13 protein-coding genes are annotated in these 13,605 nt (G+C 68.6%); 9 read left to right on the top strand and 4 right to left on the bottom strand.

Features of this window, described 5'->3' with window-relative positions; all coding sequences use genetic code 11:
• The first annotated feature begins 99 nt into the window (after positions 1-99).
• The 3 genes from Q0716_RS03540 to Q0716_RS03530 all read left to right on the top strand — a co-directional run bounded on the left by Q0716_RS03540 (position 100) and on the right by Q0716_RS03530 (position 4,155).
• A complete protein-coding gene (locus Q0716_RS03540) occupies positions 100-2,013 on the top strand; it encodes a PhoX family phosphatase (RefSeq protein WP_299019723.1) in 1,914 nt (637 codons plus the stop codon).
• 77 nt (positions 2,014-2,090) lie between these two features.
• On the top strand, positions 2,091-3,062 hold the full coding sequence (locus Q0716_RS03535; RefSeq protein WP_299019721.1) for a hypothetical protein: 972 nt from the start codon (positions 2,091-2,093) through the stop codon (positions 3,060-3,062).
• A 187-nt stretch (positions 3,063-3,249) separates the two neighbouring features.
• On the top strand, positions 3,250-4,155 hold the full coding sequence (locus tag Q0716_RS03530; protein ID WP_299019719.1) for a porin: 906 nt from the start codon (positions 3,250-3,252) through the stop codon (positions 4,153-4,155).
• Positions 4,156-4,335: 180 nt separating this feature from the next.
• Here Q0716_RS03530 and Q0716_RS03525 read toward each other — a convergent pair whose 3' ends face one another.
• Complete coding sequence (locus Q0716_RS03525; RefSeq protein ID WP_299019717.1) at positions 4,336-5,589, bottom strand: YbfB/YjiJ family MFS transporter; 1,254 nt, start codon at positions 5,587-5,589, stop codon at positions 4,336-4,338.
• A 41-nt stretch (positions 5,590-5,630) separates the two neighbouring features.
• Here Q0716_RS03525 and Q0716_RS03520 point away from each other — a divergent pair, with 41 nt between their 5' ends.
• Positions 5,631-7,016, top strand: coding sequence for an aspartate aminotransferase family protein (locus tag Q0716_RS03520; protein ID WP_299019715.1), 1,386 nt, complete (start codon positions 5,631-5,633; stop codon positions 7,014-7,016).
• A gap of 2 nt (positions 7,017-7,018) precedes the next feature.
• Here Q0716_RS03520 and Q0716_RS03515 read toward each other — a convergent pair whose 3' ends face one another.
• Both Q0716_RS03515 and Q0716_RS03510 read right to left on the bottom strand, forming a co-directional pair.
• Positions 7,019-7,603, bottom strand: coding sequence for a hemerythrin domain-containing protein (locus Q0716_RS03515; RefSeq protein ID WP_299019712.1), 585 nt, complete (start codon positions 7,601-7,603; stop codon positions 7,019-7,021).
• Positions 7,604-7,698: 95 nt separating this feature from the next.
• On the bottom strand, positions 7,699-9,996 hold the full coding sequence (locus Q0716_RS03510) for a cation-translocating P-type ATPase (protein ID WP_299019710.1): 2,298 nt from the start codon (positions 9,994-9,996) through the stop codon (positions 7,699-7,701).
• A 73-nt stretch (positions 9,997-10,069) separates the two neighbouring features.
• Here Q0716_RS03510 and Q0716_RS03505 point away from each other — a divergent pair, with 73 nt between their 5' ends.
• From Q0716_RS03505 to Q0716_RS03485, 5 genes are all read left to right on the top strand, one after another.
• Positions 10,070-10,267, top strand: coding sequence for a heavy-metal-associated domain-containing protein (locus Q0716_RS03505; protein ID WP_299019708.1), 198 nt, complete (start codon positions 10,070-10,072; stop codon positions 10,265-10,267).
• Between the two features lie 420 nt (positions 10,268-10,687).
• On the top strand, positions 10,688-11,440 hold the full coding sequence (gene minC, locus Q0716_RS03500) for a septum site-determining protein MinC (protein ID WP_299019706.1): 753 nt from the start codon (positions 10,688-10,690) through the stop codon (positions 11,438-11,440).
• A gap of 29 nt (positions 11,441-11,469) precedes the next feature.
• Complete coding sequence (gene minD, locus Q0716_RS03495) at positions 11,470-12,282, top strand: septum site-determining protein MinD (protein ID WP_299019704.1); 813 nt, start codon at positions 11,470-11,472, stop codon at positions 12,280-12,282.
• Between the two features lie 5 nt (positions 12,283-12,287).
• The gene (gene minE / locus Q0716_RS03490; protein WP_299019702.1) at positions 12,288-12,548 is read left to right on the top strand and encodes a cell division topological specificity factor MinE; all 261 of its coding nucleotides are present in this window, start codon (positions 12,288-12,290) and stop codon (positions 12,546-12,548) included.
• Positions 12,538-12,837 (top strand): SemiSWEET transporter, encoded by a 300-nt coding sequence (locus Q0716_RS03485; RefSeq protein WP_299019699.1) that lies wholly within the window; start codon positions 12,538-12,540, stop codon positions 12,835-12,837. Before minE ends, Q0716_RS03485 begins: the two co-directional genes overlap by 11 nt.
• Here Q0716_RS03485 and Q0716_RS03480 read toward each other — a convergent pair.
• The coding region (locus Q0716_RS03480; protein ID WP_299019697.1) for an L-threonylcarbamoyladenylate synthase at positions 12,838-13,605 on the bottom strand (768 nt) is incomplete at its 5' end.

Below are 13,605 nucleotides of genomic sequence, written 5' to 3'. Positions count from 1 at the left end.
TCTATCGCCTTCGCCAATCACCGGTTTCATCACGCTGTCATCGTTGGCGTCAACCATACCCGGGTTTCTCGACCACACTCACCCGGAGGTTAGCCCACCATGGCCAAAGATTTTTCGTTGATGGAAGACTCCAACCGCAGCCTCAACCCGAGCATCCACGAGGTCTCGGACCCTGCGCGCCGCATCTTCGTGCGCGGCACACTGGCCAGCGCGGCCGCCAGCCTGCTGGGCGGTGGCCTGCTGGCGGGCTGTGCCAGCACCGGCCCGTCGCCCGCAGCCACGCTGGGCCGCACCATTGGCTTTGCCAGCGTGCCCATGCGCAATGTCGACGAGGTCATCGTACCCCCGGGCTACACCGCGCGCGTGCTCAACCGCTGGGGCGACCCGGTGGGCATCGCTGGGCGCATGCCGGCGTTCAAGGCCGACGCCTCCAACACCGCCGCAGAACAGGAAGCGCAAGCCGGCATGCACCACGACGGGCTGGCGTACTACCCGTTGGATGGCAGCCGCCGCGGCTTGCTGGCCATCAACCACGAATACACCGACGATGGGCTGCTGCACCCGGACGGCATGAAGACCTGGAGCGCCGACAAGGTGCGCAAGGCCCAAGCCGCCCATGGCGTGTCCATCATCGAAGTCGAAGCCACGCCGCAAGGCTGGCGCCAGGTGCTGCCGTCCAAGTATGCGCGCCGCATCACCGCCTACACCCCCATGCACATCAGTGGGCCTGCCGCGGGTCATCCCCTGATGCGCACCGCCGCCGACCCCCAAGGCACGCGGGTGCTGGGCACCCTCAACAACTGCGCGCACGGCCACACCCCCTGGGGCACCTACCTGACCTGCGAGGAAAACTTCATCGGCTACTTCCACGGTCCGGACCAGCCCGATGCGCACGGCAAGCGCTGGGGCCTCAAAAAAGGCGGCGCCGGCTACCGCTGGCACGAATTCGACGAGCGCTTCGACGCCACCAAGCATCCGAATGAACCGAACCGCTTCGGTTGGGTGGTCGAAATCGACCCGATGGACCCCACGATGACCCCCATCAAGCGCACCGCGCTGGGCCGCGCCGTGCACGAGGGCGCGACGGTGGCGCTGACCGACGACGGCCGCGTCGTGGTCTACATGGGTGAGGACGCCCGCTTCGAGTACATCTACAAGTTCGTCAGCCGCGACCGCGTCAAGCCCGGTGGCTTTGCCGCCAACCGCGATCTGTTGGACCACGGCACGCTGTACGTGGCCAAGTTCAACGCCGACGGCAGTGGCGAGTGGCTGCCCCTGGTGTACGGCCAAGGGCCGCTGACGGCCGCCAATGGCTTTGCCGACCAGGGTGAGGTGCTCATCAAGGCCCGCCAGGCCAGCGACGCGCTGGGCGCCACCAAGATGGACCGCCCCGAGTGGACCGCGGTAGACCCCATCAGCAAAGAGGTCTACTGCACCCTGACCAACAACAGCAACCGCGGCCGCGACGGCCACCCCGGTGTCGATGCTGCCAACCCGCGCGCCAACAACACCATGGGCCACATCATCCGCTGGAAAGAAAGCGGCGACCTGGACGCGCGCCGCTTCACCTGGAACCACTTCGTGCTGGCCGGCGACCCCTCGCTGGCGCGTGCCGACGCCAAGGGCAACGTGCGTGGCGACATCTTCGGCAGCCCGGATGGGTTGTGGATCGACCCGCGCGGCGTGCTGTGGATCCAGACCGATGTGTCCACCTCGACGCTGGGCAAGGGTGACTACGCCAACCTCACCAACAACCAGATGCTGGCCTGTGACCCGACCAAGGGTGACATCCGCCGCTTCCTGGTGGGGCCGCGCGGGTGCGAAGTCACCGGCGTGGTCTTGACGCCCGACCTGCGCACGATGTTCGTCAACATCCAGCACCCGGGCGAAACCCCCAGCGAACGCAGCGACCCCGACGCTCCGACCAAAATCTCGTCGTGGCCTGACCGCGGCCGCCCGCGCTCGGCCACCATCGTCATCACCAAAGACGACGGCGGCGTCATCGGCCTGTGACCCCCGGGCGGACACCCGGTCCGTTCGCCCCGATCTGTCGGCCCCTCGGGGCCGGTTTTGTTGAGGAGCCCGACCCCATGCGTTTTCCCCTTTTGCCCCGGGCGTGGCGCGGCGCCGTCGCCGCCACGGCCGTGCTGCTGGCCGGCACCGTCGCGGCCCAGACCGTGCGCTTCGTCGCGCTGGGCGACATGCCCTACGGCCCCCCTGACAAGAGCTATCCGCCCTACCGCGCGCTGATCGAGCGCGTCAACGCGCTGCAGCCGGCCTTCACCGTCCACGTCGGCGACTTCAAAGCCGGCTCCACGCTGTGCAGCAACGAGGAGTTTTCCGCCCAGCTGGAGCACTTTGGCCGCTACCGCGGTGCCGTGGTCTACACCCCGGGCGACAACGAGTGGACCGACTGCCACCGCGCCAACAACGGCAGCTACGACCCGCTGGAGCGCCTGGCCACGCTGCGCCAGCGCTTCTACACCCCCGGGCGATCGCTCGGCCAGCAGCCCATCGCGGTGGAAAACCAGTCCACCGTCATGCCCGCCTTCGCGCCCTATGTGGAAAACCAGCGCTGGTGGGCCGGCGACGTGCTGTTCGTCGCCGTGCACATCGTTGGCAGCAACAACAACTTCGAGACGCGCGACCCCAAGGCCGTGGCGGAATTTTTCGAGCGCGACCGCGCCAACGTCGCCTGGCTGCGCGCTGCCTTCGAGCTGGCGCAGCAGCGCAACGCACGGGCCATGGTGGTGGCCATGCAGGCCGACCCGTTCGACAACCAGCAGCCGGTGGAGACGTTCCCGCGCCACTCGGGCTTTGCCGCCAGCATCGGCGACACGCTGGTGCCGCTGGCCGCGCAGTGGGGCCGCCCGGTGCTGCTGATCCACGGCGACAGCCATGTGCTGGCCTTCGACAACCCCTTCAAGCACCAGAAAAAGCCAGTGCTGAACCTGACACGCCTGCAGGTGCCGGGCGCGGCCGACGTGCGCGCGGTGGAGGTGAGCGTCGATCCGGCGTCGTCGCAGCCGTGGACCATCCAGGTCTTTGACGCCCAGCCTTGAGGCGCGTGTGAAGCCCGATGACGTTGTTTATGAACAACATTCGGGTTATCACGAATTGACTTCACATCACCGTCATCAGGGGCCGGTGCAATAGCCCCTGTGGTTCGGCCCTCCGGGCCACCCATCCCCGGTTGCAGCCCCCCATCCGGGGCTGCCGCTTTCTGGTTCAACCCTAGGAAATCCGACGATGAAAAAATCCCTGATCGCCCTGGCCGCCCTGATGGCCACCGGGGCCGCCCTGGCCCAATCCAACGTCACGCTGTACGGTCGCGTGGACCTGTCGGTGGGCAACCTCAAGGACAAGGTCAAGAACACCTCCACCACCCAGATGTTCCAGGGCGGCGACGGCGGTCTGACCACCTCGCGCTGGGGCCTGCGCGGCACCGAGGATCTGGGCGGCGGCCTGAAGGCGGCCTTCAAGCTGGAAAACCGCTTCAACGCCGACACCGGCGCGTCGCAAGACCCATACTTCAAAGGCGAATCCAGCCTGTCGCTGATGGGTGGCTTCGGCGAGGTCAAGCTCGGCCGCAGCACCACGGTGTACGACGACGTGCGCGCCCTGGGCCAGAGCCGCGATGTGTTCGACTCGGCCTTCACCGCTTCCAGCAACGGCGTGTTCAAGTCGGGCGGCGACTATGCCTCGCGCTTCGACAACAAGATCAGCTACTACAGCCCCAACATGGGCGGCTTCTACGCGGGCATCGACGTCTCGCTGGACGAGAAGGCCGGCGTCTCCCAGGACAAGTACGCCTTCAAGGCCGGCTACAAGCAAAAGGAATTCGAGGTCGCTCTGGCCCACCAAAACGAGAAGGACAAATCCGACAAGTACACCGCGCTGGCCGCGATGTATGACTTCGGCAGCTTCTCGGTGTCGGGCGTATACAACCAGCGCAAGGGCAACGCCGCCAACGGCGACGACAGCGAATACGCGCTGGGCGTGACCGTGCCGGTCGGGGCCTGGGCCTTCTCCGGCGGCTATGCCTACAGCAAGACCAAGGACTCGGCCGGCGGCGCCAAGAACGGCAAGGCCAGCGGCTTCGCCCTCGGCGCCACCTATGCCCTGTCCAAGCGCACGCGCCTGTACGCCGGCTAACGCGACGTGGTGGTGAAGAACAACGTCGGGGCCAAGACCAAGGACGAGCGCCTGGTCGCCTTCGGCATGCGCCACGACTTCTGATCGCGGCCCTGTCCGCACACGGGCGGTGACGGGCCGCCCGATCTCTCCAAAAACGCTCCTTGGGACGGGCTTTCTGCGGAAAGCCCGCTTTTTTTCTCAGGACAGGGCACGCTGGCGCCACGCGGCCAGCGCCCCCAGCCACAGCGCCCCGGCGGAAAACACCAACCCCCGCTCCAGCCCCCCGGGGCCGTCGCCGATCCAGCCCACCACGGCCGGACCGACGATCTGGCCCGCCGCAAACACGATGGTGAAGGCACTGATGCCCGCCGCCCAACGCGCCGCGGGCAGGTTGTGGCGCACCAACGCCGTGGTGGACGCGACCACGGACAAAAACACCGCGCCAAACAGCAGGCCCGACGCCAGCAGCACCGGCCAGGCGTGGGTCACGGCCGGCAACACCGTGGCCAGACCGAGCAGTGCATTCAGCCGCGCCAGGGGCTGTCCGTCGCGGTGCCGATCCAGCAGCCCGGCCCACAGGCGCGACGACGCCATCACCGCCACCCCCAGCAGGGCATAGAACAGCGTGATTTCAGCCGCAGGGGTGCCGCGGTCGCGCAGCAGCGCGATCACGAACGTCATGTAGCCGATATAGCCCACCCCAAACAAGGCGTAGCCCACCAGCGAGGGGGCAAACGCCCGCAGCAGCGCCCCGGTGTGGCTCGGTCCCCCGGCCGCGGCGGGCGCTGTGGAACTGGTCGGCGCCGGCGGGGCCGCGCCCGTCAGCCCCAGCGTGCCCAGGCCCCGCCAGGCGTGGGCCAGGCCCCCGGTGGCCGCCAGACAGGCCACGGCCAAGGCCCACCAGGCCCACGCCCAGGCGTGCGGCCGATCCGCCGCCCAAGCCAGCACGGCCGGCACCGCCAGCGACGACAGCACGATGCCGCTGCCCACGCCACCGTAGTACAGGCCCAGCATCAGGCCGGCATGGCGGGGCCAGACACTGCCCAGCCGGGCCGCCAGCAGCCCCCCGGCCACGAACACCCAGGCACTGGCGATGCCCGCCAGCCAACGCTGGATCAACAGCGGCGCATCGGCCGTCAAAAAACCGCTGCCCGCCATGAACAGCGCCGCCAACGCCGACCCGCCCAGCAACACCGTGGCCGGGCCATGGCGGCGCATCAGCGCGGGGACGGTGAGTGCCCCGACCAGATAGCCCACTGCATTGGCCGTGTTCATGGCGCCGGCGAGCAGATAGCTCCAACCCAGGTCCGCGCGCATCGGCGGCAGCAGCAGGCCATAGGCAAAGCGGGTGATGCCCAGCGACACTGCCGCCCCCAGCGACAGCCACAGCGCGAGCACCAGACCGCGGCGCAACGGCACCGGGCAAGCGGATCCCTGTTCGAGGCGAGACATGGCTCCGCATTGTGACGCGCGTCTTTCTATCCTGTCACACCATGCGCGACACCCGAAAGCCCTCCCCTTCCGCCCCCGTATCCGCCGACCGCCTGGCGGCGCTGCAAGCCGCCGAGCGCGAGCGCTTCCTGGCCGAACACCCCCGCTCGCGCGCGCTGGCCGAGCGCAGCGCGGCGCACTACCTGTTTGGCGTGCCGCTGCACTGGATGCGCGACTGGCCCAACCCCGTGACGCTGTTCGTGCACAGCGCCCACGGGGCGGAACTCACCTGCGCCGACGGGCATGGCTACGCGGACTTTTGTCTGGGCGACACCGGGGCGATGTTCGGCCACGCCCCGGCCCCGGTGGCGCGCGCCATCGCCGAGCAGGCGGCGCACGGGCTGACCTGCATGCTGCCCACCGAAGCGGCAGCGGGCGTCGGTGAACGGCTGGCGCAATCCTTTGGCTTGCCCTTCTGGCAGTTGGCCCTGTCCGCGAGCGACGCCAACCGCTTCGTGCTGCGCTGGGCGCGCGCGGTCACCGGCCGGCCGCAGTTGTTGGTGTTCGACGGCTGCTACCACGGTGCGGTGGACGACACGCTGGTGGACCGCGACCCCGCGACCGGCAGCACGGTGCGCCGGCCGTCGGTGCTGGGCGCGGTGCACGACCACCCGGATTTCACGCGGGTCATCCCCTTCAACGACCTGACCGCGCTGGAGCGCGCGCTGGCCGATGGGCAGGTGGCCGCCCTGCTGGCCGAACCCGCGCTGACCAACTTTGGCCTGGTGCCGCCCGAGCCCGGATTCTGGCCGGCGGCGCAGGCCCTGTGCCGCCGCTACGGCACCCTGTTGGTGCTGGACGAAACCCATACCCTGTCCAGCGGCGTCGGCGGCCATGCGCGGACGCACGGGCTGGCGCCCGACGTGTGGGTGGCCGGCAAGGCCGTCGCCGGGGGGGTGCCCTGCGCGCTGTACGGCGTGACCGCCGATCTGGCGGCCCGCATGCAGGCGGTCAAACAGGCCGCGCCCGAGGGCCACAGCGGCATCGGCACCACACTCACGGCCAACGCCCTGGCCATGGCCGCGCTGGACGCGGCCTTGCAGCATTTGCACACGCCAGCCAGCTACGCCGCCATGAACCGCGTCGCCGATGCACTGGAAGCCGGCTTGACCGAGCGCTTGCGTGCCCGTGCCCTGCCCTGGACCGTAACGCGGCTGGGCGCCCGGTTGGAACTGCAGTTCATGCCCGAGACGCCGCGCAATGCCGACGATGTGCGCCGCCATGCCCAACCGGCGCTGGAAGCCAGCCTGCACCTGTTCCTGCTCAACCGCGGGGTACTCCTGACCCCGTTCCACGGCATGATGCTGTGCTCACCGGCCACCACCCCAGCGCACGTGGCCCGGCTGCTGAACGCCTTCGACGACTGGCTGGCCGCCCTGGGCTTGTGACGTCACGCCCCCAGGCCGATGGGCGCCGGGGCGACTTCCAGAATGCGGCGAAACAGCCGCTCATAAGCCGGATCGGGCGCGTAACGGCCCGTCAGCGGGTCGCGGTTGGCCTCGAACGCCTCGTCCAGCGCCCGCCAGTCGGCTTCGTCGAGCACGCGCTGGGCCGCGGGCAGGATTTCCTGCTCCTCCAGCCGCATGTGTTCCAGATAGAACCCGACGTAGCGCTCGCAGGCCTCGACGAAGGCCGCCTGGCGATCGTCGCCCAGCCATTCCCAGGCCAGCAGCCGGTGCTGCAATTCGCGCACCTGCGACTCGCCTTTCATGTGGTCCTGCTCCAGCCGGGTGATGACGGGCAGTACGGCCGGCTCGCGCTTGGCCACGCGCGGAAAAAGCAGATCGGACTCTTTCGGATGGTGCAAGCGCTCCGGAAACTCGTCGATGTAGAACAGCATCGCGCGCAGCGTGTCGAAGAAGCGCGCGCGGTCATCGCCCGGGCCGCGCCGGATCAGCCACAGCAACGACTGCAGCATCGCTGCCAGCGCGGCGTGTTCGTCGCGAATGGTACGCAGGGCACTCGAAGCATGCATGGGGGACTCCCTCCAAATGGCCACGGCCCGCCACTGTCAGATGCCGGGCCAAGCGCGAGCATGCCCCAGCCTGCGGTGGGCGATGTTGACCCAAGTCAATGCGGCGCGGCAGGCGGCAGCGGTGCCGGGTGCCAACGCGTCAGCCATAAGGCATTGCTCACGACGCTGACCGAACTCGCGGCCATCGCCGCGCCGGCAAACACCGGGTCCAGCCACCCTAAGGCCGCCAGCGGAATCCCCGCCACGTTGTAAATGAAGGCCCAAAACAGGTTCTGGCGAATCTTGCGCACCGTGCGTGCCGAAATATCGAGCGCCGCGGGCACCAGTGCCGGGTCACCGCGCAGCAGCGTGATGCCCGCCGCGTGCATCGCCACGTCCGTGCCACTGCCCATGGCCATGCCGACGTCGGCCGCGGCCAGCGCCGGGGCATCGTTGACGCCATCGCCCACCATGGCCACCGGGCCAGCGACGGCCTGCCATTCGCGCACCACGGACACCTTATCCGCCGGCAGCACCTCGGCCCGTACCTCGCCCGCTTCCGGCCGCAGCCCCAAGCGGCGCGCCATCGCCTCCGCCGAGGCCCGCTGGTCGCCCGAGATCATGACAACCCCGATGCCACGCGCCCGCAGGGCCGCGATGGCGGCGGCCGCGGTGGGCCGCGGCTCGTCGGCAAAGGCCAGTAGCGCCAGCGGCCGCCACACAGGATCGTCGTGCCAGGCCAGCACTGCCAGCGTCGCACCGTCTCGCTGCGCCAGCGCCTGCACCTCGGCCCACCGAGCAGGCAGACCCTCACCCGTCCAGCGACAGCCCAGCTCCGCCATCCAGCCCGGACTGCCGAGCGCCAGCGAAACGCCCTGCACGCGCCCTTGTACACCCCGGCCGGGCACCGCTTGCACCGCCTCGGCCGGCTCTGGTTGCCCCTCGCCGATGGCTGCCAGCACCGCCTGCGCCAACGGGTGGTTGCTGCCCATTTGCAGGGCAGCCGCCGTGCGCAATGCGGCCTGTTCATCGACGCCCTCGGCCGGCGCAAGCGCCAGCAGCCGCGGGCGCCCCAGGGTGAGCGTGCCGGTCTTGTCGAACGCGACGGTACGCACCTTGTGTGCCGCCTCCAGCGCTTGTGCATCCTTGACCAGGATGCCGTGGCGCGCCGCTGCTCCTGTGCCGGCCATGATCGCCGTGGGCGTGGCCAACCCCAGGGCACACGGGCAAGCGATCACCAACACCGCCACGGCGTTCAACACGGCGCTCTCCAGCGGGGCACCGCCCACCGTCCCCCACAGCACGGCAGTGGCCAGCGCCACCACCACCACCACGGGCACGAACACTGCCGCTACCCGATCCACGGTCTGCTGCACCGGCGCCTTGTGCGCCTGCGCGTCTTGCACCAACGCGATGATGCGTTGCAGCATCGATTGCGCGCCCGTGGCGGTCACGCGCACCTCGATCGCCCCGTCGCCATTGAGGCTGCCGCCGGTCACGGCATCGCCTTCGGCCTTTTCCACCGGCAACGGTTCGCCGGTCAGCAGCGACTCGTCGACCTGCGTGCGGCCCCGCTCGATCACGCCGTCGGCGGGAATGCGCTCACCCGGGCGCACCAGTACCCGGTCGTCGGGCAACAGCTCGGAAACGGGGACATCGACCACGGCGTCACGTCGCACGCCGTCAGGCAGCAAGTGCGCACGCTCGGGCCGTAGCGCCTGCAGCGCCCGAATGGCCGCCAACGTGCGGCGCTTGGCGCGCGCCTCCAGCCACTTGCCCAGCCGCACCAGCGCGATCACCATGGCGGCGGCTTCGAAGTACAAATGCGGCTCGGTGCCCGACGGCGCGCGCCACCACAGCCACACGCTCATGCCCCACGCGGCCGAGGTGCCCAGCGCTACCAGCAGTTCCATGTTGCCGCTGCCATGGCGCAGCGCCTGCCAGCCCGCCCGGTAAAAACGCGCCCCCAGCCCAAACTGCACCGGCGTCGCCAGCAAGGCCTGCCACAGCGGCGGCAACATCGCGTGCACCCCCAACGGCTGCAGCAGCATGGGGGCCACCAGCGGCAATGCCAACAGCAAGCCTGCCAGCACCCACCACCCCTCGCGCCGCAGTGCGGCATCCTGCGCGGCCTGCGCAGCGTCCGTATCCTCGTCCAGCGAACGAGGGTCGTACCCCGCATCGCGGATGGCGCGCTGCAGCCGCGCCGGCAACTCCGCGGCCAGTGTCGGGTCCGCTCGCCACTGCACCCGCGCCGACTCGGTGGCCAGGTTGACGCTGGCCGACACCACCCCGGGCACGCGCTGCAGGGCCCGTTCGACCCTGGCCACGCACGAGGCACACGTCATGCCGCCAATGCCCAGATCGCACTGGCCTGTGGTTTCGGCATCGGAAGGCACTACGGTGGAAGTCATACCCAACGAGTATGCAACGGATGGGCGGCGACTTATGATGCAGGTGTCGTTTTTCCTGCTGTGAGTCCATCCCATGCAACACGCCTTCACCGTCACCGGTATGTCTTGTCAACACTGCGTGCGCGCGGTCACGCAAGCCGTCCGCGCCCTCGACCCCGACGCCACGGTGCGCGTCGATCTCGACGCCCAACGCGTCGAGATCGAGTCGTCGCGGCCCCGCACGGAACTGGCGCAAGCCATCCGCGACGAGGGCTACACCGTCATCGACTGACGCGGCTCGCCCGTCGACGGCATCGCCCCCCGGGGCGTTGCGACCACCAACCGCGGGTTGCCCGCCGCCTTGATGGCATCGCGGCAGGCAACCCGTGGTTTTTTTGCGTGCGAACAACCCTGTGGATATCGAGCGGGTAACGAGACGGTTATCCACCGAGGGGCGAGCACCAAGCAACATTGTTCCCGTTGGCGCTGCCCCTTTCTGCCACCCAGCCCACAGGGTTGAGCGTCTCGCAACCCATTGTTGCATCCCCAGATCACGGTCTTATCCACGGCCGAGGCCGATGTTCTAGCTACGACGACTACCGTAATCGATTCAAAAGAAGAAAAACAGGGAAAACGCCATTGGCACGATGGCGCACCGCGCCTCGCCAACACGGAGGGGCGACGCTGCTAAGATGCGCACCGAATGCACGCCATGTCCGCGCCACCCACCGTTGCCCTCGAGATTCGCCACGGCCAACTGCCGCTGGTGGTGGCCCGTCTGCGCGGGCCAGATGTGGCAGCGGTGTTGGCCGAGCTCGAGCAGCGCTATGGCGGCGCGCCCTGCTTTTTCGAGGATGAGCCGCTCTTGCTCGATTGCGCCGACTGGGCGGGCGCGGCGAACGCGCCGACACCGCTGGAGCAGCAAGCCTTGCTCGATGGCTTGCGTGCGGCAGGGTTGCGTCCGCTGGCGTTTTGTGCGGCTTCCCCGATGTGGCGCGACGCCTTCTTGGCAGCAGGGCTCGTCGAGGCCGAAGCCCCTCCAGCGGCAGCGGTTCGCAGTGGTGCCGCGCCTGCTGCTGCGCCGACCGTATCCGTCGAGACGGCACCGGCGGCGCCGAGCTCCGCGCTGGTGATCGATCGGCCCTTGCGGTCGGGTCAACAGGTGTATGCGCGCGGCCGCGACCTGGTGGTGCTGGCGATGGTCAATCCGGGCTCGGAAGTCATCGCCGATGGCCACATCCACGTCTATGCGCCGTTGCGGGGGCGGGCCATCGCCGGGGCGCGTGGTGACACCCAGGCGCGTATCTTTTCGTTGGCGCTGGAGCCCGAGCTGGTCTCCATCGCTGGGATTTATCAAACGGCAGAAAAGCCCTGGCCCGACGCCGTGCGCGGCAAACCCGCGCAGGTGCGGCTGTCCACGGGCCCGGACGGGGACAAGCTGTTGTTCGAACCCCTGTCCTCTTGAACACCATTTTTGGATCGAAAGCGGTTTCCATGGCCAAAATCGTCGTCGTTACATCGGGCAAAGGTGGCGTAGGCAAGACCACGACCAGCGCCTCGTTCGCCACCGGTCTGGCCCTCAAGGGGCTCAAGACAGTGGTCATCGACTTTGACGTCGGTCTGCGCAACCTCGACCTCATCATGGGCTGCGAGCGGCGCGTGGTGTACGACTTCGTCAACGTCATTCAGGGTGAGGCCAATCTGAACCAAGCGCTCATCCGTGACAAGCAGGTCGACAACCTCTACGTGCTGGCCGCCAGCCAGACGCGCGACAAAGAAGCGCTCAAGCAGGATGGCGTGGAGCGCGTGCTCCACGACCTGGCGGGCATGGGGTTCGAATACATCGTGTGCGACTCGCCCGCGGGCATCGAAACCGGCGCGCTCATGGCCATGCACTACGCCGACGAGGCGCTGGTCGTGACCAACCCGGAGGTCTCGTCGGTGCGCGATTCGGACCGTATCCTGGGCATGCTCAGTTCCAAGACCAAACGCGCGATCGAAGGCCGCGAGCCGGTCAAGGAGCACCTGCTGATCACGCGCTACAACCCCAACCGCGTGCAGGACGGGCAAATGCTGTCGCTGCAAGACATTCAAGACATCCTGCGCATTCCGCTCATCGGCGTCATTCCCGAGAGCGAAGCCGTGTTGCAAGCGTCCAACCAAGGGGTACCGGCCATCCACCTGCAAGGCACCGATGTCTCGGAGGCGTACAAGGACGTCATCGATCGCTTCTTGGGCCAGGACAAGCCGCTGCGCTTCATCGAGGCCGAAAAGCCCAGCTTTTTCAAGCGCCTGTTCGGGAGGTGAGCGCCGTGTCCTTGCTGTCCTTTTTGCTGGGCGAAAAGAAAAAAACCGCGGCGGTCGCCAAGGAACGGCTGCAGATCATCCTGGCGCATGAGCGTTCCGGGCGCAATGCGTCGGAGCCCGACTATCTGCCCGCCCTGCAGCGCGACCTGGTCGCCGTGATCGGCAAATACATCCCGATCAATCCCGACGACATCAAGGTGCACCTCGAGCGCCAGGATAATCTGGAGGTGCTCGAAGTCAAGATCGAGCTGCCCGATGCCCGCTGACGCGCTGGCAGGGTGGGCCGATGCGATCGGGACCGTGGCCGCCGTGTTGACCACGGCCAGCTTCGTGCCGCAAGCATGGTTGACGTGGCGCACGCGCGACGTTTCGGGGATCTCGCTAGGGATGTACAGCGCGTTCACCACCGGGGTCGCGTGCTGGCTGGTCTATGGCATCTTGCTGGGCGCGTGGCCCATCATCATCGCCAACGCCATCACGTTGAGCCTGGCGCTGGCGATTTTGACGATGCGCATCCGCTACGGTGGCGCAGGCGATTCAGCCCGAACCCGCTGATCAGGCCGCCGCGCGCTGCAGCCGATCTCGTACCCCGTCCCACGCGGCATCGGCCGGCGGCCGCTCCACCCAGATCAGGCGCGTGTCATCCGCATCCAGCGCGCGCAAGACGGCAAACAGCTCGCGCGCGCAAGCGGCGGCATCATCGGGCATGCGTGCCATGCGGACATGCGGGCTTAGCACCCGCAGCGGCGTGCGGTGATAGACCGCCAGCTGACGCGCCTCGCCGCCCAGCAGGTCGAGCGCCGTTTGCAGCTCGGTGGCATCCATCAGCCGTACTTTGGCACGCGGGGCATAGTGCGACGCCAGCGTGCCGGACGCGCGCGGTGCCTGCGCGTCGCGCTCGGCGATCGGCACACTCGCCGCGGCGTGCAACTCGTCGAGGCCGATCGTGCCGGGCCGCAGCCGCACCGGCATGCCGCGCGAGCAGTCGATGATGGTCGATTCGATCCCCACGGGGCACGCGCCACCGTCCAGGATCAACAGCGCCTCGTCGTCGAGGTGGCCGAGCTCGTCGAGCACATGCTGGGCGGTCGTTGGGCTCACGCGGCCGAAGCGGTTGGCGCTCGGTGCCGCCAGGCCATGGATACCGGCCGCTTTGGCCGCGCACAACACGCGCTGGGCCACTGGGTGCGCGGGGCAGCGCAAGCCGATGGTGGGCTGTCCGCCGGCAGCCGTGTCGGCCACGCCGGGCCGGCGCGGTAGGATCAACGTCAACGGCCCGGGCCAGAACGCCTCCATCAGGCGCTGGGCAAATGGGGGCACCTG

It is taken from the genome of uncultured Tepidimonas sp., assembly GCF_938045175.1.
Taxonomy (GTDB): Bacteria; Pseudomonadota; Gammaproteobacteria; order Burkholderiales; family Burkholderiaceae_C; genus Tepidimonas.
The sequence above is the reverse complement of the archived record's forward strand: the minus strand, read 5'-3'. Positions and strand labels throughout refer to the sequence as shown.

Coding starts and splice junctions, on each gene's coding strand:
- Q0716_RS03540 (WP_299019723.1), top strand. CDS start 100: ATGGCCAAAGATTTTTCGTTGATGGAAGACTCCAACCGCAGCCTCAAC.
- Q0716_RS03535 (WP_299019721.1), top strand. CDS start 2,091: ATGCGTTTTCCCCTTTTGCCCCGGGCGTGGCGCGGCGCCGTCGCCGCC.
- Q0716_RS03530 (WP_299019719.1), top strand. CDS start 3,250: ATGAAAAAATCCCTGATCGCCCTGGCCGCCCTGATGGCCACCGGGGCC.
- Q0716_RS03525 (WP_299019717.1), bottom strand. CDS start 5,589: ATGTCTCGCCTCGAACAGGGATCCGCTTGCCCGGTGCCGTTGCGCCGC.
- Q0716_RS03520 (WP_299019715.1), top strand. CDS start 5,631: ATGCGCGACACCCGAAAGCCCTCCCCTTCCGCCCCCGTATCCGCCGAC.
- Q0716_RS03515 (WP_299019712.1), bottom strand. CDS start 7,603: ATGCATGCTTCGAGTGCCCTGCGTACCATTCGCGACGAACACGCCGCG.
- Q0716_RS03510 (WP_299019710.1), bottom strand. CDS start 9,996: ATGACTTCCACCGTAGTGCCTTCCGATGCCGAAACCACAGGCCAGTGC.
- Q0716_RS03505 (WP_299019708.1), top strand. CDS start 10,070: ATGCAACACGCCTTCACCGTCACCGGTATGTCTTGTCAACACTGCGTG.
- minC (WP_299019706.1), top strand. CDS start 10,688: ATGTCCGCGCCACCCACCGTTGCCCTCGAGATTCGCCACGGCCAACTG.
- minD (WP_299019704.1), top strand. CDS start 11,470: ATGGCCAAAATCGTCGTCGTTACATCGGGCAAAGGTGGCGTAGGCAAG.
- Q0716_RS03485 (WP_299019699.1), top strand. CDS start 12,538: ATGCCCGCTGACGCGCTGGCAGGGTGGGCCGATGCGATCGGGACCGTG.